We start from the raw sequence: 26,279 nt of genomic DNA, 5'->3' as shown, positions 1-26,279 counted from the left end.
AGCTGCATAAAGGCGCGCAACTATTTCCGCAGGGTATGTATTCTGATTTCCAAACAATCCAAGCACGCGATCATACAGGAGCTGCGGTTAGACAGTTTTCATGAATAACGACACCCGACAGATAAAAGAAAAAGGGGCTGCAGCTGCAGCCCCTTTGATTTCAGTCTAGCGCAAAATCCGTTGCGCTATCCACGGGTGATGTAATGAAGCAATCGGGGCGCCCGAATCCATCGTAGGACGAAGCCCAGACAGGTCAGAAAATCAATAACTCGTGCGCTTGGTCGGCAAGTACATCCTTGCCGACCAAGCACCTGATTTACGCCGCCTGGCGCTCCACGACATGAACCTGGTCGCTGGCGCCGTCGATCTCTATCCTGCGCGGTTTCAACGCTTCCGGAATTTCGCGAACCAGCTCGATATTGAGCAATCCGTTCTCGACCGTGGCCTTGACGACCCTGACATGGTTTGCGAGTTGGAAACGATGTTCAAAGTCGCGCGCAGCGATGCCGCGATGCAGGAAAGTCCGCGCCGTGTCGTCCTTTTTCTTGCGCCCGACAATGTTGAGTGAGTCGCGCTCCGCCACTATTTCCAGTTCCGAGCGGTCGAAACCGGCCACGGCCATCACGATCCGGTACTTGTCGTCGGAGACCAGTTCGATGTTGTATGGCGGGTAGCTTTGTTGCGATTCTGCACGCTGTGCATTGTCGAAAAGTTGTGCCAACTGATCAAATCCGATGGCAGAACGATAGAGCGGTGCTAAGTCATAGGTACGCATGTTGATATCCTCGTAGAAAGTAAGCGATATGAAAGGGCGGACCTCGCATGAGCATCCGCCTGGTTCCGATATACGATCAACATGGCGGGATTTCAAGATCTTGAAAAACGCCTCAGCCGCCCCAACGGCGCGTTAAATTGTCGCGGGGGCGGCGCTTCCCGGTATGCATGGACCCGCAATTAGGAGGTATGTTGTTGCGTCCCCAATTGCGGACGCGCACGGCAACTCGTCAATGGCCACCAAGCGCCATGTGGCCGCGCCGCATCCCGACACCACACGCGGCGCCTGTGTTGTTTCGCTAGGCCAGAACGGCATCAAGCTACGTGTTTTTTCACCCAGGCAACGTACTGGTCCATCCAGTTCTGCAGGAATTTTTTGCTGCCTTCACCGATGTTGCCTTCCGCGTCAAACAAGCCTTCCTTGGCATGGATGAATGCTTCGGGTTGGCCCAGCGTCGGTACGTCCAGGTAGGCCAGGACAGTGCGCAGTTGCTGTTGTGCAATCGCGGTTCCGACGGCGCCGACCGATGCGCCCAGCACACCGGCCGGCTTGCCTGCCCAGGCGCTCTGGCCATACGGGCGCGACGCGTGGTCGATCGCATTCTTGAGTACGCCGGGGAGCGCGCGGTTGTATTCGGGCGTGACGAACAGCAGGCCCTGAGCGGCCGAGATTTCGGCCTTCAGGCGCTTGACCGACTCGGCCTGGTTGGCGTCGTCGTCCTGGTTATACAGTGGCAGGTCGCCGATTTGCACCTGCTTGAACGAGAATTCCGGCGGCGCCAGTTTGACAATGGCGTTAGCCAGCTTGCGGTTGAAGGAATCTTTGCGAAGGCTGCCGACGACGACGGCGATTTGGAATTGACTCATGCGATTCTCCTATCAATGTTAGGGGTGAATGAAGAGCGGTTTGTGAACACTAGCATAACAATTTCGACCGCGTGCGCCCCCGATTCGCGCCGGCCGGCCTCCTGAAGGCGGCCGGAAACAACCCGAGCTCGGCCGCAGTGCTGCGGGCATTGGAAAACATGGGCCGCAAGGATCTGGGCGGCGTGGTCGTCAATTACAGCAAGAACAAAAAGCGCATCGAAGAGAGTGCCGACATCACGATCATCGGTCGCGGTGGTGCGCTGATCAAGTAGGCCCGGAAAATGGACAGCACGGCGAGCGCATAAATCCCGACCTGAGTGGTTCAGCCGACTCAGCCGTCGATCACCTTGCGTGCAAACGATTCCAGATAATCCATCAGCAAATTTGCGCCGGCAACTGCGGCATCGCCATTGCCGTCCGCAATCGCCGACGCCAGCACCAGATGGCATTTCGCGCCTTCCACGACATCGCCCTCGTGCTGAAACGCATACCAGAAACGCCGGCAGCGGATGATCAGCGGCACCACGGCGGCCACGGCGGACGGATTGCGGCAAGCTTCGTGAATCGCATGGTCCAGCGCCTGATCGGCCAGCATATAGGCTTGCAGATCATCCTTTCTGGCGGCCATTGTCATTTTTTTGGCACTGGCCAGGATGTCCTTGCGCTGCTGCGGCGAGGCGCGCCGGGCCGCACTCGATGCGATCAGTTGCTCCAGCACGCGGCGGGTCTCGATCAGCGTCAGATGTTCGGCCGCCTCGATATCGCTGACGATCAGGCCGCGCCGCGGCAGCTGCACGATCAGCCCGTTCGACGACATCCGCATCAAGGCTTCGCGCAGCGGAGTGCGGCCAAGGCCGGTGACTTCGACCAGCTCCGCTTCGACGATAGGCGTTCCCGGTTTCAGCTGCAAGGTCACGATCATGCTTTCCAGCGTGTCGTAGGCGACATCGGCCGCACGCAGTTTCGGCAACGGCGTCTTGGCTTGTGCATCTGCTGGGGTCATCAGGCTTCGGTGCTCCGGGTGCGTAATTTGGTCATTCGTTGGTCATTGGTTGTTCAATGGATTGCGTATGTCGGATGGATGCGACTGCTGCGGCTTTCGGCGCCGGCCGGTCGCGCTTCATCCAGGCCAGTAATTCCCCTGCCACACCGCGCCGGAAGAACGATACGCACAGCACGAAAATCAGGCCGATCACGATCGTCACCAGATCGCCCAGCGTCGCCAGATAGTTCTGCAGGCTGACCACCATGGTGGCGCCGACGATCGGTCCCCACACGGTGCCCATGCCACCCAGCAGCGTCATCAGGATCACTTCGGTCGATGTTTCCAATGATACATCGTTGAGCGACACCAGCTGGAACACCAGCGCCTTGGTGGCGCCGGCCAGCCCGGCAATCGCCGCGGACAGGACAAACGCCAGCAGCTTGAAGCGGTCGACATGGTAACCCAGCGAGGTGGCGCGCGCCGAATTGTCGCGCAGCGCCTTCAGTATTTGACCGAAAGGCGAGTGGATGATCCGATACACCAGCAAGAATCCGAACACGAATACGCCGAGCGTGAAGTAATACATATGGGTGTCCGAGTTCAGATCGATCACGCCGAACAGCCGGCCGCGCGGGATCCCCTGCATCCCGTCTTCGCCGCCGGTCCACTTGAACTGCACTGCCAGGAAATACACCACCTGTGACAAGGCCAGCGTGATCATCGCAAAGTAGATCCCGAGCCGGCGGATGGCCAGCATTCCCATCAGATAGCCGAGGCCGGCCGCCGTCAACACGCCGGCCAGTAATGCGATCTCGACCGGCATGCCGCTGGCTGCAAAGCGCAGCATCAGCGCGCCGGTGACATAGCCGGCCGCGCCGAGAAACGCCGCGTGCCCGAACGACACCAGGCCGGTGTAGCCGATCAGCAGGTTGAAAGCCAGTGCAAACAGCGCATAGCACATCGCCTTCATCACAAAAACCGGGTACAGCACGCCGGGAAATACCGGCACCAGCAAGGCCAGCGGCAGCAGTACTGCCAGCAATTTCAGAGAAACGCTCATCTGCTTCATTGTCTGCCTTATTGCATGCATCACTCAAGCCTCCTTGCCGAACAAACCTGCCGGGCGCATCAGCAGTACCAGCGCCATGATCACAAACACCACTACCGTCGATGCTTCCGGATAAAAGGTTTTCGTCAATCCTTCGATCAGCCCCAGGCCGATGCCGGTCAACGCGGCGCCGGCGATCGAGCCGAGCCCGCCGATCACCACCACGGCAAACACGATATTGAGCAGGTTCGCGCCCATCAGCGGCGTAATCTGCATCACCGGCGCCGCCAGCACACCGGCCAGGCCGGCCAGTCCGACCCCGAACCCATAGGCCAGCGTCACCAGCAGCGGTACGTTGACGCCGAACGCCTGCAGCAGCTTGGGATTTTCGGTGCCGGCGCGCAGATAAGCGCCCAGCCTGGTGCGTTCGAACAGGTACCAGGTGCAGACGCAGATCGCGAGCGAAGCGACCACCACAAACAGGCGGTAGATCGGCAGAAACATGAAGCCGAGGTCGACGCCGCCGGACAGCAGCTCGGGCGGCTCGAAGCTCATGCCGGAGATGCCGTAGAAATAGCGAAAGGCGCCCTGCATGATCAGCGCGATGCCGAATGTCAGCAACAGGCCGTACAGATGATCAAGCTGGTACAGCCGCTTCAGCAAGGTCTTTTCGATCACGATACCGAAGGCCGCGACGGCCACGGGCACCACCACCAGCGCCAGCCAGAAGTTGAGCTGCATGCCCTGGTTGCCGAGCCATTCGGGCAGCTGGGTAAACCCGATCCAGGTCAGGAATGCGGCCATCATGAATTGCGCGCCGTGCGTGAAATTGATGATGTTGAGCAATCCAAAAATGATCGCCAGCCCCATGCTCAGCATCGCATAGAAGCAACCGTTGATCAGTCCGACCGACAACTGCGCCATGATGGCCGGCAAAGTAATGTCCTGCATAGTTCCCCCAAGATCGATACGCCCCCGGCGATGGCCGGGCGCGGACCATGATTGCTTACTAGGACTTACGCAAGAACTACGAAAAATCGCAAACCAAGTTGTCGTTCCTGCGAAAGCAGGAACCCAGCGTCTTTGGTTGATCAACGACAGACACTGGATTCCCCCTTGCAGGGCGCATCTGCGCTTGCACGCGCAGATCGTTTCGCAGGCGGACAGCGGGCTGTCCGAAATCCCTGCTACACCTTGCGCGGGAATGACACGGCAGGTTTCAGTGATGTTCTGCGTAAGTCCTACTTACTTCATGGCCACCTATTATTTGACTGTTATTTCCTGACCAGCGCGCAAGCCGGATTCGGCGCCGGGTAGACGTCCTTCCCCTGCATCACCGCTTTCACGTGGTAGTAGTCCCACGGCTGTTTCGACTCGGCCGGCTTCTTTACCTGCAACAGCAGCATGTCATGCACCAGCGCGCCGTCGTCGCGCAACTTGCCGTTGCGTATCACCGCATCGTTGATCGTCATGCTCTTGAGCTGGGCGATGACTGCCGGCGCGTTGTCGGTGCCGGCGGCCTGGATCGCCTTCAGGTAATTGAGGACCGCGGAATACACCCCGGCCTGGGCCGAGGTCGGCATCTTCTTGGCCTTCTCAAAGAATTTCCTCGACCATGCGCGCGCCTGATCGTCCTGATCCCAGTAGAAGCTCTCAGTCAGATACATGCCCTGCGCCTTCGCCAGGCCCATGCTGTGGACGTCCGACAAATAGGTCAGCAGCGGTGCGATGGTTTGCTTGTTCGAGATCCCGTATTCCCGCGCTTGCTTGACCGCATTGATGGTGTCGCTGCCGGCATTCGCGAGCGCGATCACATCGGCCTTCGAGCTCTGCGCCTTCAGCAGAAACGCGGAAAAGTCGTTGCCGGGGAAAGGGTGGCGCGAATTGCCCAGCACCTGTCCGCCATTGGCGAGCACGACTTCGCTGGCATCCTTTTCCAGCGATTGGCCGAAGGTGTAATCGGCGGTGATGAAATACCAGCTCTTCTTGCCTTCCTTGACCAACGCCCTGGCGGTACCGGCGGCCAGCGCATAGGTGTTGAAGGTCCACTGCACATTGGTCGGCGAGCATTTCTCGCCGAGTACCGCGGTCGCACCGGCCGACGACAGCAGCGTCATCTTGTTTTTCTGCCTGGCGATTTCCATCACCGCCAGCGCGGTCGACGAGGTCGGCATATCGACGATGACATCGACCTTGTCCTGGTCGTACCAGCTGCGCGCCAGATTGGCTGCGATATCGGGTTTGTTCTGGTGGTCGGCAGACACCACCTCGACCGGTTTGCCCAGCACCTTGCCGCCCATTTCCTCAACTGCCAGCCTGGCCGCGATGACCGAGCCGTTGCCGGCGAGGTCGGAATATACGCCGGACAGATCGGTCAGCACGCCGATCTTGACGACGTCGTCGCTGATCCTGCTTTGCGCCGCTGCCGTCCCGATGCCCATCCCCACGATTGCCAGCGCCGCCACCAATTGCTTGATTACAAACTTGTTACGCATCATGGTCTCCATTAGTTAGCTAATTAGTTACCTACAAGGTACAAAGGGATTGCAACGACATTCACACGCCGAGTAACAAATTGAGCTCGTCGCGACGCGATGCCACTTCCGAGTGCGCGACCACCGCCACCACCTTGCCGTGCTCGATCGCGTAATGGCGATCCGCCAGGTTTTGTGCGAATTTGAAATTTTGCTCAACCAGAACCAGCGTAAATCCGCGTTCCTTGAGCTGTCGTATCACGCGCCCCAGCTGCTGCACGATGACCGGTGCCAGGCCCTCGGTAATCTCGTCCAGCAGCAGCAAGCGGGCGCCGGTGCGCAGGATGCGCGCCAGCGCCAGCATTTGCTGTTCGCCGCCGGACAACCGGGTGCCGGGGCTCGATGCCCTTTCCTTCAGGTTTGGAAACATCCGGTAAATTTCGGCGAGGCTCATGCCATTCGGTCCGACCTGCGGCAACAGCAGCAGGTTCTCTTCGGTGGTCAGGCTGGCGTAGATGCCGCGCTCTTCCGGGCAATAGCCGACCCCGAGCCGCGCGATCCGGTGCGGCGCCAGCGAGCTCGTTTCCTGCCCCATGATCTTGATCGAGCCGCTACGCCGGCCCACCAGACCCAGGATCGACTTCAGCGTCGACGAACGGCCTGCGCCGTTGCGCCCGATCAGCGTGATGCATTCACCCTCGCGGACGCTGAGGTCGATGCCGTGCAGCACATGCGATTCGTCGTACCAGGCGTGCAGGCCGGCAATGTCGAGTACGGTGCGGGCCTCAGTCATCATTACCTCCATCGTCGTCTCCGTCGTCGCCCATATAGGCTTCGCGCACCGCAGGATTGAGCGAGATTTCGGCGTAGGGTCCTTCGGCCAGAATCTGGCCGCGCTGCAGTACCGTGATGGTGTCCGAGATGTCGGCGATCACTTTCATATTGTGTTCAACCATCAGCGTGGTGCGGTTCGCCGACACGCGCTTGATCAGGTGCTTGACCCGGTCGACATCCTCGTGGCCCATGCCCTGGGTCGGCTCGTCCAGCAGCAACAATTCGGGATCGAGCGCCAGCGTGGTGGCGATCTCGAGCGTGCGCTTGCGTCCGTACGGCAAATCACCTGCCAGCGTATCCGCGTACTTTTCAAGATCGACGACAGACAACAGCTCCATCGCCCGTTCATTCAGGCTGCACAGGCGGCGTTCGGACTTCCAGAAGTGAAATTCGGTGCCGGCCTTGCGTTGCAACGCGATGCGCACATTTTCCAATGCGGTCATCTGCGCGAATACTGCAGAAATCTGAAACGAGCGGACGATGCCGCGCCGTGCGATAGCGGCCGACTGTTCACCCGTGATGTCGTGGCCGTTATAGACGATGCTGCCGCTGCTCGGCTTGTGGAACTTGGTGAGCAGATTGAACACCGTGGTCTTGCCGGCCCCGTTGGGGCCGATCAGCGCGTGAATCGAACCGCGCCTGATCTTCAAATTCACATCGCTGACGGCCCGGAAACCCTTGAATTCCTTGCCCAGCTTGAATGTTTCCAAAATGATGTCATGCATCCGGTTTCTCCCGATGACAGGCACAATGCGGCGAGCGCTGCACAGGTGCGCTACTGATCCGTATTTCGCTAAAAAAGAAGGAGTAACGCGATGCGCATCGGATTACTCCTTGAAGTCAGGTCGCGAATCTATCTGATCACACTCAGGACTTACGCAATATAGAGAATGTAGGGTGCGTCATGCGCACCATTACCCGTGTCGACGCTACATTGGTCCGCATGGCGCACCCTACTTTTTCCCGTTTTGCGTAAGTCCTAACTATCTGATGCTGGTGATGGCTGCGGTGGCGATCAATAACTGGCCAGCGGCGATGGCTGGCTGTTCTTGAAGGTATACACGGTGACCGGCGATTGCTTCATATTGCCGTCGGCGTCATAGGCATAGGTGCCGGCAATACCCTTGTGCGTCAGTTTGTAGATTTCGGCGCCGACCTTAGGCACATCGATCGAGTTGGCCTTTTGCATCGCTTCGGCAATCACCATGACCTGATCGTAGTAAGAAGCGGCGTAAGCATCAGGATCCTGGTTGTAGCGCGCCTTGTACTTGGTCTTGAAGGCCGGGCCGTTTGCCACCTTGTCGAGGATCGCGCCACCCTGTGCGCACAGCACGTTGTCGCCCACCGCATCGCCACCCAGCTTGCCCATCTCGGGGCTGCACAAGGTATCGCCACCGAGCAGCTTGGCCGTCATGCCGAGTTGCTTCATCTGGCGCGCCATCGGTGCGCCTTGTGGCGCATAACCGCCGAAAAAGATCGCGTCGACGTTCTTTGCCTTCAGGTTGGTCAGGATGGTAGAGAAATCGGTCGCCTTGTCGGTCGTGAACTCGTGCCCGGCCACCTGCAGGCCTGAGCTCTTCGCCACCTTGACGAACTCCGCCGCGACGCCCTGGCCGAATGCGGTGCGGTCATCGATCACGCCGACCGTCTTGGCTTTCAGGACCTTGGCTGCGTATCCGGCCATGCTGGAGCCGACTTGCGAATCGCTGGCGATGATGCGATACAAGTTCTTGTAACCGCCCTGCGTCACCTTGGGATTGGTGCCGACGGTCGATACCATCACGCCGGCCTCGTTATAGACCCGCGATGCCGGAATCGCCACGCCCGAGCAATACGGGCCCATTACGTATTTGACGCCGCCGTCGACCAGTTTTTGTGCCACGTTGACGCCGGCTTTGGGATCGCATTGATCGTCTTCCGACTGCAATTCGAATTTGATTTTCTTGCCGGCGACCGTGATCGGTTTGGCGTTCAGCTCTTCCACTGCCAGCCGGACGCCATTTTCATTGTCCTTTCCCGCAAACGCATTGGCGCCGGACAGCGGGCCGCTGTGGCCGATTTTGACGATCTGTTCCTGCGCCGAAGCACTGGCGGAAAATGCCAGCAACATGGCGCCAAACAACGGAATGATTCTAGTATTGAACGGCATCTGTATTTCCTCCTAAGGATTGAACTACAAGCGATACAACTCCTACCAATTCGGAAGCGATGTGTGCCGCTCCGTTTGCTGCAAACCTTGCCGCGCCGCCTGACGGCTATATTTTTATATTCAGGCAGCGATGTAGTGCGTCTTGACCCGCGTGTAAAACTCCATCGCCAGCGCACCCTGTTCGCGCGGACCATAGCTCGAACCCTTGGTGCCGCCGAAAGGCACGTGATAGTCGACCCCGGCGGTCGGCGCGTTCACCATCACCATGCCGGCCTGGATCTCGCGCCGGAATTGCGTCGCGTATTTCAATGAATTGGTGCAGATGCCCGCCGACAGGCCGAGCGGCGTGTCGTTGGCGACTGCCAGCGCCTGCTCGAAGTTCTTGACGCGCAGGATGCTGGCGACCGGGCCGAACACTTCTTCCTGATTCAAGCGAGCCTGCGGGTCATGATTTTCGATCAGGGTCGGGCTGAAGTAATGTCCCGGCCGCGGCTGCGACAGGTGCGCGCCGCCGCACAGAATGCGGCCGCCTTCATCCTTGCCGATGCGCAGGTAATCGATATTCTTTGCCAGCTGCCGCGCATCGACCACCGGACCGATCTGGGTCGTTGCGTCGAGCGCATGACCGACCCGCAAGGCGCGGGTACGCTCGACCAGCGCATCGACGAACTGGCGGTAGATGCCGTCGGTCACGATCAGGCGGCTCGACGCGGTGCAACGCTGTCCGGTCGAATAGAACGAGCCGTTGACCGCACATTCGATCGCCAGCGCCAGATCGGCATCGTCCAGCACCACCAGCGGATTTTTTCCGCCCATCTCGAGCTGGAATTTCTTCAGCGAGACTGCGCAATGCTGCGCGATTTTGCTGCCGACGCCGACCGAGCCGGTAAAGCTGATTGCGGCTACTTTCGGATGCTCGACCAGCGCGCTACCGGCCGCGCCGGCGCCCAGCACCAGATTGAATGCGCCGGCCGGCAGGCCGGAGCGACTGATGATGTCGGCCAGCGCCCAGGCGCAGCCTGGCGTCAGTTCGGACGGTTTCAGCACCACGGTGTTGCCGCAGGCCAGTGCCGGTGCCGTCTTCCAGGCCGGGATCGCGATCGGGAAATTCCAGGGCGTGATCAGGCCGACCACGCCGACCGCTTCCCGGGACGTGATGACCTCGATGCCCAAGCGCACCGATGGCAGCGCCTGACCACCGATTCTCAGCGCTTCGCCGGCATGGAACTTGAATATATGACCGGCCCGTATCACCTCGCCGATCGCCTCCGGCAGGACCTTGCCTTCCTCGCGCGCCAGCAGCGTGCCGAGCTCTTGCCGTCGCGCCAGGATCTCGCTGCCGATGAAGTCGAGCGCGTCGAAGCGCTGCTGCGGCGTCGAACGACTCCATTGCGGCAGGGCGGCATGCGCCGCTTCGACCGCCTGCGCCACGTGCAGTGGCTCGGCTTCCGCGTAGTCGCCGACCACATCGTCGAGATCGGACGGATTGATGTTCTGGCGCGAGGACGCGGTGGCGATCCATTCGCCGCCGATGTACAGGCGGTGCTGCCGGGATGATTGGGGAGATGACACGCTCGCTCCTTACTGCAAACGGCTCAGATCGGGGCGGGTTTCCAGTGCCCGCTTGACGATCGCGGTGACCCGCTCGCGCTCGGCACCCACCAGCGGCTGCCGGGGACGACGCACGAATTCATTGCCGACGCCGGCCAGTGTTTCGACCAGTTTCAGGTTTTGCACCAGCTTGTTCGACACGTCCAGATGCATCAGCGGCATGAACCACTGGTACAGCTTCAGCGCTTCATCCCAGCGCTTGGCCTTCATCAGCTGGTACAGCGTGACGGTCTCTTTCGGGAACGCCACCACCAGGCCGGCCAGCAAGCCGTCGGCGCCGACCGCCAGGCCCTCGAACGACAGGTCATCGACGCCCATGAACAGCTGGTAGCGGTGGCCGACCGCATTGCGCAGATCGGTGATGCGGCGCACGTTGTCGGTCGATTCCTTGATCGCGACGATCCATTCGCAGTCCGACAGATCCTTGAAGTCTTCGGGTGTCAGATCGACCTTGTACGAGACCGGATTGTTGTAGACCATGATCGGCAGCTGCGCCGCCTTGGCGATGGTGCGCAGATTATCTTTTGCTTCGCGCGAGTCGGCCGCGTACAGCACCGACGGCATCACCATGAAACCTTGCACGCCCATCGCGGCGGCTTCCTGCACGAAGCGGCAGGCGTTAGTGGTGCGGGTCTCGGATACGTTGACCAGGACCGGCACGCGCTGGTCGGCGACCTTCAGCGCAGTCTTGGTGACGGCCAGTTTTTCGTCGAACGACAGGGTGCTGGCTTCGCCCAGCGAACCGCACGTCAGCAGGCCGTGCACGCCGCTATCGATCTGGAATGCGAAGTGTTTTTCCATCTCCGCATGATCCAGATCTTCGTTTTCCTTGAACTTGGTGGTAACTGCTGGGAACACACCTTCCCACTTGGCTGTAAACATTGCATTGCTCCTTTTTTTGCAGGGATAAACAAGTGACTGAAACTCATACTAATATTCTGCAAATATATTTACAACATATTTAAATGAGAATTTTGAGATAATTTGAAAGTGCCGGGAAGCTATGCAGAAATCGGCATTGTTCATGCGCCGGATGTGCCAGCCTGCCGTCACGGAGCGGTCGCAGAACGCGGGCCGGCCCGCGCAATCAGGAGGAACTGCCGAACAGACAGGGCTGCCATTTGACCGGACACCATTGAATCGCCGTTTTCCAATTAAGATGAGAGAGCACCGGCATGCCGCCGGCATGATCAGAGCCACAGCGACACCACCGACTACCATGATCGAACCAACCCGAACCGCGCCAGCGCCCGCTACCGACCACGACAGCAGTCGCCGCTTGCTGGCGGCCGCGATCGACAATGTCTTCTTCGCCGAGCCCCTCTTCGACGCGCTGCCCGACGTCGTGTTTTTTGTGAAGGACCATGCAGGCCGTTACGTCGTGGTCAATCGGACGCTGGTCAATCGCTGCGCGCTGCGGGACAAATCGGCACTGATCGGACGCGATGCAACCCAGGTATTTCCTCATGCGTTCGGCAACAGCTACCTGGAACAGGATCAGGCGGTGCTGGCGACCGGGGTCGAGATTCGCGACCAGCTGGAATTGCACCTGTACCCGGATCGCGATCCGGGCTGGTGCCTGACTTGCAAGATCCCGTTATTCGATGCCGAGCGGCGGGTGGTGGGGCTGGCCGGCATTTCGCGCGATCTGGCGATGCCGGACCAAAAGCATCCGGTCTACCGGCGCATTGCCGACGCCGCCAGCTATCTGCAGGCCAATTACGACCAACCGGTGCAGTTGGCGGATCTGGCCCAGATTGCGCGCCTGTCGGTGTCGCAAATCGAGCGTTACTTTCACAAGATTTTTTATCTGACGCCGCGCCAGATGATCATCAAGACCCGGCTCGATGCGGCGTCAAGCATGCTGGCCGGCGAGCGCAGCATCACCGACATCGCCGCAGCCTGCGGCTATCACGATCACAGTGCGTTCACGCGCCAGTTCAAGGCCACGGTGGGCGTCACGCCGAGCGACTACCGCGCGATGCTCAAGCAGCGCAAGTCTTCGTAGTTATTTCAGTCAGTTACTTCAGTCAGTTACTTCAGTCGGCATCGGTCGGCTGGTTGGCGCATTCCATGATGCTTGAGATCCGCGCCGGCGACAGCGGTAGCCGCACCGAATCCTGGGTCCAGCCATACAGAACGGCGGTCGCGCCACCGCAGATGCGGCCCTGGCAGGGGCCCATGCCGCAACGGGTATGCAGCTTGGCGCTGCGCCAGCTGCTGTGCCTGGCCAGTGCGCCATGACGGACATCCTCACAACGACAGACGATGGTTTGCGCGTCACACAGGTGACGCAATTCGGGGCGCAGCACGAAGGTCTTTGCCAGCCGCGCTGCAAAGGCCTGCCCGCGCGCGCGTTCTGCCAGATATCGCGCCGCTGGTGACAGATCGCCAACCGCAGCAAGGCCGGCGATGCTGCCCTCGGCCAGCGCTAAATCGACGCCGCCGATGCCGGTGCCTTCACCGGCGCAAAAAATATCCGGTTGCGAGCTTTGCTGCCAGCGGTCGACTATTACTGCCTCTGCCTCTGCCCCTGCCCCTGCCCCTGCCACCTTGTGCTCGGTCGTGCAACCGAGAGCGCTGGCCAGTTCCAGATTCGGCAGCAAGCCGTAGCCACAGGCAAGGACATCGCAGTCGAGCAGCCGGCGCTTGCCGCCGAGCGCAATCTCCGCCTGTTCCAAACGGGTGTCGCCTTGCGCCGCGGTCACATAGGCGTTCGTGAAATAGGGGATGCCTTTCAGTTGGGAGCGCAATTGCAGTGCCTGCTTCAGCTTGCCCGGCGTCGCCAGCAACGCCAGCGCGAAACGCGCCAGCCGGTGCAGCGGCGCCTGCTCGACGATGGCAACCACTTCGGCGCCGCGCTCCCGCAGCGTCGCGGCCACCGCCAGCAACAGCGGGCCGGAGCCGGCCACCAGCACCCGTTTTCCCGTCACCGGCAAGCCGCCCTTGACCAACGCCTGCAGCCCGCCGGCACCGGTAACGCCGGGCAAGGTCCAGCCTGGAAACGGCAATAGCCGCTCGCGGGCGCCGGTCGCCAGCACCAGTCGTTCATAGCGCAGGTTGGCGCTGCTGTCGGACGTTTCGACTCGCAATGTGTTCGGGCCAGACGGATACAGCACCCGGGTCTGGAGCAGAAACTGCACGTTCGGCGCCCGGCGCAACGCCGACCACAGGCTGGCAGCGCGCGCGTCCCCGCTGTGTTGCGGTCCGCCGCGCCAGATCTGGCCGCCGGCCAGCGGGTTGTCGTCGACGATCCCGATCTGCAAGCCGCTGGCGGCAGCACTGTGCGCCGCCGCCAGCCCGGCCGGACCGGCGCCGATCACCAGCACATCGAATTGCTTCCTCATGCGTCATCCTCGGTTGCTGCCGCAGTTTCCACCCGCATCTGCGCCGCGCACGGGGTCTGGCAAGCCAGGCGGTGGGCGCGGTCATCGATCGTGACGCGGCATTCCTGGCACACGCCCATGCCGCACAGCGGAGCGCGCAGCATGCCGCCGACCGAGCGCCGCGTGATGCCGCCTCCGGCCATCGCAATCGCCGCCGCGACGCTGGTGCCGGCAGCGACCGTGACCGGCTGGCGGTCGATGAATAATTCGACAGTGTCAGACATGGGTGGACGCCAGTTCCGCAAAACGCGCCGGCAGATAAGGCGTGATCGAAATCGGGGCCACCTGATTTAAAATCTGCGCCGTCAACAGTTTCGCGGTCGCCAGCGAGGTCGTGATCCCCAGGCCCTCATGGCCGGTCGCCAGCCAGACCCGGGGCCGGGTGGGATGCGGCCCGATCAGCGGCAAACCATCCGGACTGGCGGCGCGCAAGCCGGTCCAGCAGCGGATCGCGTTCAGGCCGGACAGCGCCGGCACAAAGCGCGCCGCGTGCGCCAGCATGCGCGTCATGATGTCCAGATCAACCGCCTTGTCGGTGTTGTCGAACTGGCGCGACGAGCCGATCAGCAGCTGCCCGGTGGGGCGCGGCTGCAGGTTGAACGCGACCGAATCGCCGCTCGCCGCATGCGCGCTCTTGATGTAACCGAGTTCGACCAGCTGATGCCGGATGAAATCCGGATAGCGATCGGTGATCACGATATGGCCTTTTTTCGGGCGAATCAGGCCACCGGTATGTAATTCCGGCAACAACTGCACACAGGCCGCGCCGTTTGCGACCAGCACGATAGCGGCATCGATCCGGCTGCCATCTGAGAGCGTGACACCGGTGCCGGTAATCGTGCAGACCTCGCCGTCGATTAGTTGCGCGCCGCGCCGGCGCGCGCGTTCCAGTAATATTTTTGCGCTTTTCGGTGGGTACACCACCGCGTCGCCGGTGACCCGCAAACCGCCAGCCAGGCCGGGCCGCAGCTGTGGCTCCAGCAGATACAGCATTGCGGCGTCCAGCAGATCACAGGCAATGCCATGGGCCGCCAGCGTGACTTGCTTGGCGCGCGCCGCCGTCATCTCTTCGTCGTCGGCCGCGACCCAGATCGTGCCGCAGCGGCTGTATTCGTGGCGCTCGCGTTCGTTATCAACATCGCCATTAGCATCGACCAACTGGTTCCAGAGTGCGATCGAATAGCTGGTCAGTGCCAGCTCTGCCGGGTTGTCGTCCATTGCCACCAGATGACCCATGCCAGCGGCGGTGGCGCCGCTGCCGACCGCATCGCGCTCGACGATCGTGACCGTCAAGCCGCAGGCCGTCAGCTCATCGGCACAGGCGGCGCCGATGATGCCGGCACCGATCACCAGCACATCGGGCCTGGCTGTCACCGGATACCCCAGACGAAGGGATCGTCGTCGTTCAGGATCAATGTCGCCTCGGCATTGACGTGGGCGCGGCCGCGGATGCTCGGCAGCAGCCGCTCGCCATCCCGCCGGTAACACGCCTCGAACACGCTGCCGATGATGCTTTCCTGACGCCAGATTTCGCCCTCGGCCAGTTTGTTGTCGGCCGCCAGGCAGGCGATCTTGGCGCTGGTGCCGGTGCCGCAGGGCGAGCGGTCGTACGCCTTGCCGGGACAGAGCACGAAATTGCGGCTGTCGACCTGCGCGTTGGGCGAGGCGGAAAACAGTTCGATATGATCGATCGGGGCGCCGTCAGCCCCTGTCACCGCGGCGATTTCCAGCGCCGCGCGCACCTGCCAGCAGAAATTGGTCAAGGCTTCGATATTCGTGGATTGCAAATCCAGACCGTGTTCCGCCACCAGAAAAAACCAGTTGCCGCCCCAGGCTACATCACCGACCACGCGGCCGTGACCTGGCACCTCGACCGCCACCTGATGCCGAAAGCGATAGGCCGGCACGTTGTGCACGGTCACGCTGCCATCGGCATGCAGTTCGGCCTCGACGGCGCCGACCGGCGTTTCGATCCGGTGGCGTCCGACCGCGATGCGGCCGAGGTGGGCCAGCGAGACCATCAGGCCGATCGTGCCGTGGCCGCACATGCCGAGATAGCCGACATTGTTAAAGAAAATGACGCCGGCCGAACAGGACGGATCATGCGGCTGGCACAGCAGCGCGCCGACGATCACGTCCGAGCCACGCGGCTCGCACACCACCGCGGAACGGACATGATCATGCTCGCGCCGGAAGCGTTCGACGCGCTCGTGCAATGGGCCGGAGCCGAGATCGGGGCCGCCGGCGATGACCAGTCGGGTCGGCTCGCCGCCGGTGTGGGAATCGATGATGGAGATTGTTTTCATGCGCCCAGATTAGACATATTCGGCGATGCGGTCTTGCTCGAAAGGACCGCGCCGGATGACTAAATCGGCATACTCGCACGACACCTTGTTGCGGCCGTTTCGGCGGCGCCCGCCATGTATGGCGCCATTGCGCGCCGCATCGGCCGCCGACGTCTATGGCAAAATCCGGCTAATATTCAGTCACCGGATCAGGCCGGTGCGTAATCTTTTTTGAACGCATACTCACAGGTAGGTGGCCGTAATCTGCTGGTAAATAAAAAGAAGTTTCCATATACTCGCCGAAAGATAAAATGGACCAAGCACGCACCAGCTGCCGCCGGGCGGCTGTAGTATTCGCCGCAGCGGCCGGCGTCGCACTCAGCGCCGGTTTCAGCTTCGCGCAACCGGCACCGGCACCGGCCGCGTCGACGCCGGCGCCCGCTTCCATTTCTGCCAGCATCCCCGACACCATCGCGCAACGCTTGCTCGCGTGCACCGCCTGCCACGGCAAAGAGGGCCGCGCCGCCAGCGACGGCTACTATCCGCGCATCGCCGGCAAGCCCGATGGCTATCTGTACAACCAGCTGCTCAACTTCCGTGAGGGCCGGCGCCAGTACCGGCCGATGATCTATTTGGTCGATCATCTGCCGGATGCCTACCTGCGCGAGATCGCCGTGTACTTCTCGAGCCAGCATCCGCCCTATCCGCCGCCGCAGCGGGTCAACGTCTCGGACAGCGTGATGGAACGCGGCAAGCAGCTGGTGATCAACGGCGACGCATCGAAAAACGTGCCGGCCTGTGCGGCCTGCCACGGCAGCGCGTTGACCGGTGTGCTGCCGTCGACGCCGGCGCTGATCGGCCTGCCGCGCGATTACATCAATGCCCAGTTCGGCGCCTGGCGCAACGGCACCCGTCGCGCGCACGCACCCGACTGCATGGCCCAGATCGCCGAGCGGCTGTCGCGCGACGACATCAGCGCCGCCTCGGCCTGGCTGGCGTCGCAGCCGCTGGCCCCCGACTTGCTGCCGGCCGCCGCCAGCGGCGCGAAACTGCCGCTGGCTTGCGGCAGCGTGCCGCAATAGAACCCGAGGGGAGTGACATGAAACGCGCGCTGCAGATTTTCCTGATCGTGATGGTGGTCGCTTTCGCCGCTACGGTCGGCTTCGGCCTGCGCGAGGACAGCAACGACGCGACCGTCAGCCAGCCGGCCAGCTATCCGGCGGAACAAGTGACCCGTGGCGCCTATTTGGCGCGCGCCGGCGACTGCATGGCCTGCCACACCGCGCGCGGCCAGGCGGCCTATGCCGGCGGCCTCGCATTGCCGACCCCGTTCGGCAAAGTGATCACGCCGAATATCACGCCGGATGCCGAGACCGGCATCGGCAGCTGGAGTGCCGACGATTTCTGGCGCGCGCTGCACAACGGCAAGTCGAAGGATGGCAGCCTGCTGTACCCGGCCTTCCCGTATACCAATTACACCAAGGTCACGCGCGCCGACGCCGACGCGATGTATGCCTATTTCAAAACGGTGCCGCCGGTGCGCCGCCAGAACCAGGCGCACCAGCTGCGCTTCCCCTACAACCATCGGATCCTGCTGGTCGGCTGGCGCATGCTGTATTTCCGCCCCGGCGTGTATCAGCCGCGCGCCGCCCAGAGCGCCGAGTGGAATCGCGGTGCTTACCTGGTGCAGGGGCTGGGCCATTGCAGCGCCTGTCACAGCGACCGTAATGCGCTCGGTGCGGTATCGAGTAAGGCCGACCTCGGCGGCGGCTTGATCCCGACCATGAACTGGTTTGCGCCATCGCTGACTTCGGATAGCGAAACCGGGCTCGGCACCTGGGCGCCGCAGGAGATTGCCAGCTTGCTCAAAACCGGCGTATCGAATCGCGGCACGGTGTTCGGCCCGATGGCCGAAGTGGTGGCGCAGAGCCTGCAACATCTGTCCGACAGCGACATCGACGCCATGTCCGGCTACCTGAAGGCCTCGTCGGCCAAGGTGCTGACGCCCGACGTCGAGGCCGCGCTGAAGCTCGGCGCCAAGCTGTACCAGACCCATTGCGCTGCTTGCCACCAGACGGGCGGCGAAGGCGCACCGCCAATCTATCCGCCGCTGGCCGGCAACCGCGCGATTACCATGCCGTCGGCCGTCAACCCGATCCGCATGGTGCTGAACGGCGGCTTCCCACCCGGCACCAGCGCCAACCCGCGCCCCTACGGCATGCCGCCGTTCGGGCCGGCGCTGAACGATACCGAGGTGGCGGCGCTGGTCACCTACATCCGCAACAGCTGGGGCAACCAGGCCGGTGCGGTCAGCGCGCACGAGGTCAACCAGTTCCGCGGCGCGCCGCTGGATTGAAGGCGTGCCTGTTGTGGTGAATTGAAACCTTGCAACACCGAAGCGCGGGCCGGCGTCGATTCGTTTTTCTCCGTGCCACCGTGCCTCCGTATTGAGACATTCCTCGATTTGATACTTGAATCCACGAAACTGTCGCCATCTTCAGACAATGTCGGTCAATTTTTGGTCAGATTTTTGCTGAGCAAACGTTTTCCCGCGTTTCGCATATCATTGCGGGTTGGCCCGTTGCGATGGGCCGCCGGCAAACACTTCCAACATACCGAACAAGGATGCAGCAATGGCTGTCCAGGTCGCCGTAGTGCCGTTCAATCAACGCACGATACGGCTCGAATACCAGTGGCTCAACGCCGAAATGACCGATGCGCCGCTGATCGTGTTCCTGCACGAAGGGCTGGGTTCGCTGTCGATGTGGAAGAATTATCCGCAGCAGCTGTGCGATACGGCGCAGTGCCGTGGCCTGGTCTATTCGCGTTATGGTTACGGCAACTCGACGCCGCGCCCGCATGACGAAAAATGGCCGGTCGACTATATGCAACAGCAGGCGCTGGACGTACTGCCGGCCTTGCTGCAAGCGGTCGGGGTCGACGCCGCGGCAGACAAGCCGTGGCTGTTCGGCCACAGCGACGGCGCGTCGATCGCGCTGATCTATGCCGCCAGTTATCCGGCTGCGCTGGCCGGCGCGATCGTGCTGGCGCCGCATGTTTTCGTCGAAGACATCAGCATTCACGGCATTGAGCAGGCGCGCGCCGCCTATCTGCAGACCGACCTGCAGCAGCGCCTGGCGCGTTACCATGCGGACCCCGATTCGGCATTCTGGGGCTGGAACGACATCTGGCTGGCGCCGGATTTTCGCGGCTGGAATATCGAGACGCTGCTGCCGGAAATTCGCTGCCCGGTACTGGCGCTGCAGGGTTATGACGACGAATACGGGACTATGGCGCAACTGGACGGCATCGCCAGGCGGGTGCCGCAGGCCGAACTGCTCAAGCTGGCGGCTTGCGGCCACAGTCCGCAGCGCGATCAGGGCGCGGCAGTGACCGCCGCTGCAACCGCATTCATGGCGCGTCACTCCGCCACCGCAGGAGCGCGCTGATGCTGAATCAGGCCGAGTCGCCGCAGGCTGAGTCGACGCACACTGCACCGGGCCGCGGCGCCAGCTTCGCCGCCGGCGCCCGCGCCACGATCCCGATGATGGTCGGCGCCGCGCCGTTCGGCCTGATCTTCGGCGCATTGGTGGGTGCCAATGGTGTCGCGCTGTGGCAAGGGCAGCTGATGTCGCTCGGCGTGTTTGCCGGTTCCAGCCAGTTCATCGCGCTCGGCCTGGTGGCTGGCCATGCCGGCATGCTGGTGATCTGGTTTGCGACTTTCATCGTCAACCTGCGCCATCTGCTGTACGCGGCCACGTTGCTGCCGCACGTGTCGCACCTGACCGCGCGCTGGCGCTGGTTGCTCGGATTTTTGCTGACCGATGAAACCTTCGCCGTGGTCGCGTCGTACTACCGCATCCATCCGAACAGCGCGCACGGTCACTGGTATTTTCTCGGCTCCGGGGTCGCGATGTATGCCAACTGGCAGCTGTGGACCGTGATCGGGCTGCTGTTCGGCGCGGTATTTCCGCAGCTGCAATCGCTCGGGCTCGATTTTGCGATGGTGGCGACCTTCATCGCGATCGTGGTGCCGCAGCTGGCCAGTCTGCCGCAACTGTCGGCGGCTTTGGCGGCAGGCCTGTGCGCCTACCTGTGGCAGGGGTTGCCGTACAAGCTGGGCCTGCTGTCGGCGGCGCTGGTCGGGATTGCGGTCGGGCTGACGCTGTCGTACTGGGTTGCGCATCACCGCACCGCAAAGGCGCAACCATGAATTTCACGCTGATGATCGCCGGCATGGCGCTGATCACGGTCTTCATCAAGGCCGTGATCTTCATTCTTGGCGAGCGCGTCGTGCTGCCGCCCTTGCTGCGCCAGGCGCTCAGCTTCGTGCCGGTCACGGTGCTGACTGCGATCATCGTGCCGATGGTGCTGGCGCCGCACGGTCGCGGGCTGGAATTCAGCTGGCGCAATCCGCAACTGGTCGGGGCCGTCGCTGCAGTGCTGGCCTGCGTCGCGACGCGCCAGCAGCTGCTCACGATTGCGGTCGGGCTGCTGGTATTTTTCGGCTGGCAGTTTGGCGTGCTGGCCTGATCCTAGAATCGGCAGTTGACCGCTTGCTCGCTTCGATAAGTTAATGAATTAATTGAGATTTTTCATGGTTAAGTATTTCCCCCTTTCGGTGAGAGCGCTACAGGCACGATTGCACGCTTTTCCGGTGGCCGGCATTCCGGCTCTCTGGCGTTGTTGCTCCTCCTTGCAGAATGCAGTCTGCAGCGTCGTCGCGCCTAGCCAGAAAGCCGGAAAAGCGCACACTCGCACCTGTCCAACCGCCGTTTCTAGGATGATTTGCACGGAACACTGGCAAGTCATACACTCGCGATAACAAATACTTCTTTTTACAGGATCAGAAACACCATGACAGATCATAAATTCGGCGAGCAGGACTGGAAGCGCCTGCTGGCCAGTCTGGGCGAGGACCCGGAGCGACAAGGTTTGCGCGAGACCCCGAGCCGCGTCGCCAAGGCCTGGAAGCAATGGACCGCCGGCTACGACCAGGACCCGGCCGCGCTGCTGAAGGCGTTCGAGGACGGCGCCGAACAATACAACGAGCTGATCGTGGTGCGCGGCATCCCGGTCTACAGTCATTGCGAGCATCATCTGGCGCCGTTCTTCGGCAAGGCCACGATCGGTTATGTGCCGAACGGCAAGATCGTCGGCCTGTCCAAGCTGACCCGGCTGGTCGACTGTTTCGCCAAGCGGCTGCAGGTGCAGGAGCGCCTGACGGCCCAGATCGCCGACGCGCTGATGGAACATCTGGACCCGAAGGCGGCCGGCGTCGTGATCCGCTGCCGCCATCTGTGCATGGAAAGCCGCGGCATCCGCACCCCGGGCGAAGAGACCATCACCTCGGCCATGCTCGGTGAACTGCAGCCGAACCTGGCGCTGCGCACCGAATTCCTGGCGCTGGCGCGCGAGAACTGAGCGTCGCCCAGCAAGCCAACAGCAAGCCACATCACGAACCTTTGATGACCATCCACCGCTGCGCCTGGGCCAACCCCGCCAACCCGCGTTACCTGGCCTACCACGACCACGAGTGGGGCCAGCCTTGCCATGACGAAACCACGCTGTTCGAGATGCTGAATCTGGAGGGCGCGCAGGCTGGCCTGTCCTGGGAAACCATCCTCAACAAGCGTGACAACTACCGCGCTGCGTTCGACGGCTGGGATGCCGAACGCATCGCGCAGTACGACGCGGCCAAGGTCGCCGCGCTGCTGCTGGACGCCGGCATCGTGCGCAACCGACTGAAGGTCGCCGCTGCCATCACCAATGCGCAAGCTTATCTGCGCCTGCGCGACGAGGTCGGCGGCCTCGACTCCTACCTGTGGGCCTATGTCGACGGCCAGCCGATCGTCAACGGCTGGGCGCGCCGCGAACAGGTGCCGGCCAAGACGCCGCTGTCCGACATCATCTCGAAAGATCTCGCCAAACGCGGCTTCAAGTTCGTCGGTTCGACCATCATCTATGCGTATATGCAGGCGATCGGCATGGTCAATGATCACAGTGCCGATTGTTTCTTGCACCCGCCGATGACGGAATGAGTATGTGTCTGTGTGGTTGACGGAAGCAGACCGGGTCACCAATCCGACAACAAGACTGGCGTCGAATCCGAAACTTATCGGTCAGCGCTTTCTAGCGGAAAGAATATATCCACTTGCAGGCCCACGCCACTGCTCGGGGTCGTTGCGGTGACTGTCGCATGCAGCAAGTCGCAGATTTCCTTGACGATGGATAGTCCCAATCCAGAGCTGTTCGGCTTGGATTCGTCCAGGCGATAAAAGCGTTCAAATACTTTTTGTTGCTCGCCCAACGGAATGCCCGGCCCGGTGTCCTGCACGCGAAGCAGAGCGTGACCATCTTCGCGACGCAGTGAAATCGTTACCGTGCCTGCCGTCTTCATGTGCTGGATCGAGTTGTCGACCAGGTTGGAAATCAATTCGCGCAATAAGTAGCGCGGAACACCGATCAGGATCGTGCCATCAATAAAGTCGATCCCGAGCTCGATATCCTTCTGTTGGGCGACTGGTGCCAATTCCTCCATGACCGTGGTGATAGTCTCGGCGACATTGATGTCGCCTGCGAGGTGACGGTCGTGCCTGTTTTGCTCTACTGCCGCCAGCACCAACAGCTGGTTAATGACCTTCGTCCCTTGCAGTATCGTCTTCTGAATTGCGTTGAGAACTTCCTTCTGGGTTGGATCGATCGCGTCGTTGCGATGGCCAAAATTAATCTGGGACGTAATGATGGCAAACGAGGTTCTCAGTTGATGCGCAGTGTTGGCGACGAACTGTTCGTAGGATGACAGCGTCTTGTCCAGTCGCGCGACATAGTCGTTCATCGCAAAAATCACTGGCGTCAGCTCCGCCGGCGCATTCCTTTCATCCAGCTTCTCCAATGACCCTGGCTGCCGCTGCAGCAATTTTGCACCGAACTGTATCAACGGACTCAGGGTCCACCGGACCGCAATCAGCAGCGCGATCATGACGACCAGCAGCAGGATCAAATGCTCTCTCATCGTGAGAAAAAAAAGATCTTTTCTGAAAGCGTCGTGGCTGTATAGGGTTTGCGCTACCTGGGTGATGGCGTAATCGTTTGAAAACGAATTTGGAAGTTCATGCGCATACGCGATTACCCGCACCGGTTCGCCACGGATCGAGGTCAGGAAATATTTTTCCTGCTCGATCTCCAGTGCGCCGGGGTAGACACTCAGTTCTTCGTTTCCCGATATGAGCGTCCCGCTTTTGCTGCGAACCGCGTAAAAAATGCGATCTTTATATTCGCTCGCAAAAAGTTCGAATGCCGCGGGAGGAACACTGATTTCATAGCCGCCATCGATCGACACCAGCTGCTCCGAAATGATTTTCGCGGAACCCTTGAGCAACTGCTCCTGGACCAGGGATGCAATTTTATCGGTGCTGTTGTAGGTAAAGACAAGATCGATCCCGGAGATGAGCAAGGTCGGTAAAAATATCCACCCTGCCAGGCGACTCTTGAGGCTATTAGGAGGTCGCAACATAAGTCAGCATATATCCCAGGCCGCGCAGAGTAATGATTTGCGCGTCCGAATTCTCGATCTTCTTGCGCAATCGAAGTATGTAAATTTCCAGCGCTTTTGGCGAAACAGAATCATTCAAGGTACACAGGCTGTCCGCCAAATGCCTTTTGGATACCGTCTTTCCCATCTGCCGTATTAACGCCTCAAGCACTGCATGTTCTCTTGGCGTCAAATTGAGATCAACGCCGCGACTGCTGAATATTTTTGAATTGCTGTTGTAGCTCAACGCTCCGCAGCTGGTAATCGGATTGGTTTTTCCACTGGAGCGCCGCAACAGAGAGCGCAGCCGGGCTTCCAGTTCATGAATATCAAACGGTTTTGCCAAATAGTCGTCGGCCCCCAGGTTGAGGTGTTCCACGATGTCTTGCAAGGAATCCTGGGCACTGATGATCAGGACCGGTACCTCATTATTCTTGTTTCTCAAATTTTTTAAGATGGTCTGGCCCTTGAGTCCAGGAAGCGTCAGATCGAGCAATATAGCGTCGTAGCTCTGCGTCAATAAGAGCAAAGTCGCCTCTTCGCCCGTAAACGCCTGTTCCACCGCATATCCCGACAAGTTCAACAGCCGACTGAGCCAGGACGACAACTCGCGGTTGTCCTCCACTAATAGTAATTTCATGGTTTTGATTACCTGATGCCCGTATGCGTCCTGTTTTCGCAACACCCGTTTTATTTTTATCTCAACCGGCTGATTGTAGGCAAATAGAAGGTTAAGCAGCCCTACATTGTGTCCCGTAGGCCGATTCAATCACATAACGGTATTCAATTTCGGCATACGACCTAATAACGAGGAGATAAGTAAAATGATAAAGAAGCTAATGGCTGTGGCCATTCTAGGCGCGATGGCGGGCGCAACTCAAGCACAATCCACATCGGTTGAGCAATTGCAACAGGCACTCGCCCAAGCACAAAAAGCCGCCGCAGATGCACAGAAGGCTGCGGCGCAGGCGCAGGATGCGTTGACACAAATTCAACAAACCAGCGTCGCAGCAAAAGAAGCTGCCCCGCAAAATGCGAAAAGCGCATCGACGATCTCGCAACCCCCGGGAGAAGGTTTAATTTACAAGAACAGCTCCGACTCGGTCAGGTTGTATGGTTTGATTGATCTCACCGGCGTTCACAAAAACAACGCAGACAAGGCAGGTAACACGGTAAACGACATGCCTGTCGCCTGGTTTAGCGGCAATCGCTGGGGCATCGAAGGTGAACATGCGTTGAAAGACACTGACGGGCTCAAAGCTATTTTCAAGCTCGAAAGCGAATATGAACTACCCACCGGCAACATGGATTCGCCGGGCGTCCTATTCAACCGGGATGCGTGGTTAGGGGTGGAGAGCAAGTCTCTCGGGAAATTGACATTCGGGCGCCAGAACACGCTGGCCCGTGAGTTTTCGAAGATTTATGGTGATCCGTATGGTACGGCCGGCGTCACGCTGGAAGAAGGCGGCTACAGCAACAATAACAACTTCAAGCAGCTGATTTTCTATTCGGGCAGTGCAACAGGTACGCGCTACGACAAAGGCGTCGTGTGGAAAAAGGAATTTGGTAATATCGTTGCCGGTGTAGGCTATCAGTTCGGCGGGGTTCCCGGTGATTTCTCGCAAGGTTCAACCAAGTCCCTGGGCCTGGCATACAACGGCGGTGCAGCTAATATTTCCGGGTTTTACAATACGGCGAACGTTGCCGGTTTGACCAACAGAAGTTATTCGATTGGCGGCAATTACCAAATCGGTCTGGTTCGCCTGAACGCCGGTTACATCCATTACACCGCGGACCAGCCAACCGTGATCGGACAGCGTAAAGATAACGCGTATACCGTTTCCGCAAAATTTACGCCGGGCAACAAATTCGATTATGAACTCGGCTATCAGACCATGAATGCAGATCATGCTGCGGTCAATGGCGGTGGTTTCGTGCTGAACGCCTATGCCAACGCGTCCAACGCAACCATGTCTGCCACCGGCAAGCGTAAAACCCTATATGGATCGATGTTCTATCACTTCGACAAGCGTACCGAACTGTATCTGGCACTTGATCGTTTGACTACAGACGGGACTTATCTCGCATCTCAGGCTAACGGCTTCCGCTCGCAGAATGAATATGCGATGGGTATGCGCTTCAAGTTCTAAGGTTGGTGAAAAAGGTGATACGGGGTCGTGCGCCAGGTCCCGTATCGCGTGTCAGACAAATAGCCAAAACTCGTGTCTATGAGCGCATCATCCTGGTCTTGGCTATTGATACGCGGTGGTAATGCTGGTACCGGGCAGTCTTGCAAAGATTTGCCGAGCAATTAAAAAAATTAAATCCACGG

Annotated in this window: 27 protein-coding genes; 10 read left to right on the top strand and 17 right to left on the bottom strand. The window is 60.4% G+C overall.

Annotated elements, in window-relative coordinates; translation table 11 throughout:
• Positions 1 to 316: 316 nt before the first annotated feature.
• Positions 317 to 775, bottom strand: a complete 459-nt coding sequence (locus tag ACFOFO_RS06560; RefSeq protein WP_390331182.1) for an Hsp20 family protein — start codon at positions 773 to 775, stop codon at positions 317 to 319.
• A 314-nt stretch (positions 776 to 1,089) separates the two neighbouring features.
• Positions 1,090 to 1,641: an NADPH-dependent FMN reductase gene (locus ACFOFO_RS06555; RefSeq protein WP_390321684.1), complete on the bottom strand. Its 552-nt coding sequence runs from the start codon at positions 1,639 to 1,641 to the stop codon at positions 1,090 to 1,092.
• 71 nt (positions 1,642 to 1,712) lie between these two features.
• On the opposite strand from ACFOFO_RS06555, the gene ACFOFO_RS06550 reads away from it, so the two are divergent.
• Positions 1,713 to 1,913 carry a hypothetical protein gene (locus ACFOFO_RS06550; protein WP_390321686.1) on the top strand — a complete coding sequence of 67 codons (201 nt, stop codon included), beginning with the start codon at positions 1,713 to 1,715 and terminating at the stop codon, positions 1,911 to 1,913.
• Between the two features lie 59 nt (positions 1,914 to 1,972).
• Here ACFOFO_RS06550 and ACFOFO_RS06545 read toward each other — a convergent pair whose 3' ends face one another.
• The 9 genes from ACFOFO_RS06545 to ACFOFO_RS06505 all read right to left on the bottom strand — a co-directional run bounded on the left by ACFOFO_RS06545 (position 1,973) and on the right by ACFOFO_RS06505 (position 11,624).
• Positions 1,973 to 2,644: a GntR family transcriptional regulator gene (locus tag ACFOFO_RS06545; RefSeq protein WP_390321689.1), complete on the bottom strand. Its 672-nt coding sequence runs from the start codon at positions 2,642 to 2,644 to the stop codon at positions 1,973 to 1,975.
• 31 nt (positions 2,645 to 2,675) lie between these two features.
• Positions 2,676 to 3,686: a branched-chain amino acid ABC transporter permease gene (locus tag ACFOFO_RS06540; RefSeq protein ID WP_390321691.1), complete on the bottom strand. Its 1,011-nt coding sequence runs from the start codon at positions 3,684 to 3,686 to the stop codon at positions 2,676 to 2,678.
• A gap of 33 nt (positions 3,687 to 3,719) precedes the next feature.
• Complete coding sequence (locus ACFOFO_RS06535) at positions 3,720 to 4,625, bottom strand: branched-chain amino acid ABC transporter permease (RefSeq protein WP_390331181.1); 906 nt, start codon at positions 4,623 to 4,625, stop codon at positions 3,720 to 3,722.
• Positions 4,626 to 4,948: 323 nt separating this feature from the next.
• On the bottom strand, positions 4,949 to 6,115 hold the full coding sequence (locus ACFOFO_RS06530) for an ABC transporter substrate-binding protein (protein WP_390331250.1): 1,167 nt from the start codon (positions 6,113 to 6,115) through the stop codon (positions 4,949 to 4,951).
• Positions 6,116 to 6,230: 115 nt separating this feature from the next.
• Positions 6,231 to 6,944 (bottom strand): ABC transporter ATP-binding protein, encoded by a 714-nt coding sequence (locus ACFOFO_RS06525; protein ID WP_390331179.1) that lies wholly within the window; start codon positions 6,942 to 6,944, stop codon positions 6,231 to 6,233.
• Positions 6,934 to 7,707 (bottom strand): ABC transporter ATP-binding protein, encoded by a 774-nt coding sequence (locus tag ACFOFO_RS06520; protein WP_390321696.1) that lies wholly within the window; start codon positions 7,705 to 7,707, stop codon positions 6,934 to 6,936. Before ACFOFO_RS06520 ends, ACFOFO_RS06525 begins: the two co-directional genes overlap by 11 nt.
• Positions 7,708 to 7,997: 290 nt before the next feature.
• Entirely contained in the window at positions 7,998 to 9,131 is a 1,134-nt protein-coding gene (locus ACFOFO_RS06515) for a branched-chain amino acid ABC transporter substrate-binding protein (RefSeq protein ID WP_390321698.1), read from the bottom strand.
• A 120-nt stretch (positions 9,132 to 9,251) separates the two neighbouring features.
• On the bottom strand, positions 9,252 to 10,703 hold the full coding sequence (locus ACFOFO_RS06510; RefSeq protein ID WP_390321700.1) for an aldehyde dehydrogenase family protein: 1,452 nt from the start codon (positions 10,701 to 10,703) through the stop codon (positions 9,252 to 9,254).
• A 9-nt stretch (positions 10,704 to 10,712) separates the two neighbouring features.
• Positions 10,713 to 11,624, bottom strand: a complete 912-nt coding sequence (locus ACFOFO_RS06505) for a dihydrodipicolinate synthase family protein (protein WP_390331177.1) — start codon at positions 11,622 to 11,624, stop codon at positions 10,713 to 10,715.
• 304 nt (positions 11,625 to 11,928) lie between these two features.
• Here ACFOFO_RS06505 and ACFOFO_RS06500 point away from each other — a divergent pair, with 304 nt between their 5' ends.
• Positions 11,929 to 12,750, top strand: coding sequence for an AraC family transcriptional regulator (locus ACFOFO_RS06500; RefSeq protein ID WP_390321702.1), 822 nt, complete (start codon positions 11,929 to 11,931; stop codon positions 12,748 to 12,750).
• A 31-nt stretch (positions 12,751 to 12,781) separates the two neighbouring features.
• On the opposite strand, the gene ACFOFO_RS06495 is transcribed toward ACFOFO_RS06500, so the two are convergent.
• Genes ACFOFO_RS06495 through ACFOFO_RS06480 form a run of 4 tightly spaced genes read right to left on the bottom strand, consistent with a single transcriptional unit; the run spans position 12,782 to position 16,434 of the window.
• Positions 12,782 to 14,089, bottom strand: coding sequence for an FAD-dependent oxidoreductase (locus ACFOFO_RS06495; RefSeq protein ID WP_390321704.1), 1,308 nt, complete (start codon positions 14,087 to 14,089; stop codon positions 12,782 to 12,784).
• On the bottom strand, positions 14,086 to 14,352 hold the full coding sequence (locus ACFOFO_RS06490) for a 2Fe-2S iron-sulfur cluster-binding protein (protein WP_390321706.1): 267 nt from the start codon (positions 14,350 to 14,352) through the stop codon (positions 14,086 to 14,088). The genes ACFOFO_RS06495 and ACFOFO_RS06490 overlap by 4 nt, the downstream gene beginning before the upstream one ends.
• Positions 14,345 to 15,502 (bottom strand): NAD(P)/FAD-dependent oxidoreductase, encoded by a 1,158-nt coding sequence (locus tag ACFOFO_RS06485; RefSeq protein ID WP_390321708.1) that lies wholly within the window; start codon positions 15,500 to 15,502, stop codon positions 14,345 to 14,347. The genes ACFOFO_RS06490 and ACFOFO_RS06485 overlap by 8 nt, the downstream gene beginning before the upstream one ends.
• Positions 15,499 to 16,434 (bottom strand): 4-hydroxyproline epimerase, encoded by a 936-nt coding sequence (locus tag ACFOFO_RS06480; protein ID WP_390321710.1) that lies wholly within the window; start codon positions 16,432 to 16,434, stop codon positions 15,499 to 15,501. The genes ACFOFO_RS06485 and ACFOFO_RS06480 overlap by 4 nt, the downstream gene beginning before the upstream one ends.
• 290 nt (positions 16,435 to 16,724) lie before the next feature.
• On the opposite strand from ACFOFO_RS06480, the gene ACFOFO_RS06475 reads away from it, so the two are divergent.
• From ACFOFO_RS06475 to ACFOFO_RS06445, 7 genes are all read left to right on the top strand, one after another.
• Positions 16,725 to 17,495, top strand: a complete 771-nt coding sequence (locus ACFOFO_RS06475) for a c-type cytochrome (protein ID WP_390331175.1) — start codon at positions 16,725 to 16,727, stop codon at positions 17,493 to 17,495.
• Between the two features lie 17 nt (positions 17,496 to 17,512).
• Positions 17,513 to 18,769, top strand: a complete 1,257-nt coding sequence (locus tag ACFOFO_RS06470; protein ID WP_390321715.1) for a c-type cytochrome — start codon at positions 17,513 to 17,515, stop codon at positions 18,767 to 18,769.
• Between the two features lie 277 nt (positions 18,770 to 19,046).
• Complete coding sequence (locus ACFOFO_RS06465; RefSeq protein WP_390321717.1) at positions 19,047 to 19,862, top strand: alpha/beta fold hydrolase; 816 nt, start codon at positions 19,047 to 19,049, stop codon at positions 19,860 to 19,862.
• Positions 19,862 to 20,626, top strand: a complete 765-nt coding sequence (locus ACFOFO_RS06460; RefSeq protein WP_390321720.1) for an AzlC family ABC transporter permease — start codon at positions 19,862 to 19,864, stop codon at positions 20,624 to 20,626. Before ACFOFO_RS06465 ends, ACFOFO_RS06460 begins: the two co-directional genes overlap by 1 nt.
• A complete protein-coding gene (locus ACFOFO_RS06455) occupies positions 20,623 to 20,946 on the top strand; it encodes an AzlD domain-containing protein (RefSeq protein ID WP_390331173.1) in 324 nt (107 codons plus the stop codon). Before ACFOFO_RS06460 ends, ACFOFO_RS06455 begins: the two co-directional genes overlap by 4 nt.
• Before the next feature lie 324 nt (positions 20,947 to 21,270).
• Entirely contained in the window at positions 21,271 to 21,837 is a 567-nt protein-coding gene (folE, locus tag ACFOFO_RS06450) for a GTP cyclohydrolase I FolE (protein ID WP_390321724.1), read from the top strand.
• A gap of 44 nt (positions 21,838 to 21,881) precedes the next feature.
• On the top strand, positions 21,882 to 22,454 hold the full coding sequence (locus ACFOFO_RS06445) for a DNA-3-methyladenine glycosylase I (protein ID WP_390321726.1): 573 nt from the start codon (positions 21,882 to 21,884) through the stop codon (positions 22,452 to 22,454).
• 74 nt (positions 22,455 to 22,528) lie between these two features.
• Here the strand turns inward: ACFOFO_RS06445 and ACFOFO_RS06440 are convergent, their stop codons facing one another.
• Together ACFOFO_RS06440 and ACFOFO_RS06435 are read right to left on the bottom strand one after the other, a co-directional pair.
• Complete coding sequence (locus ACFOFO_RS06440) at positions 22,529 to 23,929, bottom strand: sensor histidine kinase (protein WP_390331171.1); 1,401 nt, start codon at positions 23,927 to 23,929, stop codon at positions 22,529 to 22,531.
• The gene (locus ACFOFO_RS06435) at positions 23,913 to 24,587 is read right to left on the bottom strand and encodes a response regulator (protein WP_390331170.1); all 675 of its coding nucleotides are present in this window, start codon (positions 24,585 to 24,587) and stop codon (positions 23,913 to 23,915) included. Before ACFOFO_RS06435 ends, ACFOFO_RS06440 begins: the two co-directional genes overlap by 17 nt.
• 184 nt (positions 24,588 to 24,771) lie before the next feature.
• Here ACFOFO_RS06435 and ACFOFO_RS06430 point away from each other — a divergent pair, with 184 nt between their 5' ends.
• Complete coding sequence (locus ACFOFO_RS06430; protein WP_390331169.1) at positions 24,772 to 26,097, top strand: porin; 1,326 nt, start codon at positions 24,772 to 24,774, stop codon at positions 26,095 to 26,097.
• Positions 26,098 to 26,279 lie beyond the last annotated feature (182 nt).

The sequence above is a fragment of the Pseudundibacterium arcticum genome, assembly GCF_042646465.1.
Lineage (GTDB): Bacteria > Pseudomonadota > Gammaproteobacteria > Burkholderiales > Burkholderiaceae_D > Undibacterium_A > Undibacterium_A arcticum.
The sequence above is the reverse complement of the archived record's forward strand: the minus strand, read 5'-3'. Positions and strand labels throughout refer to the sequence as shown.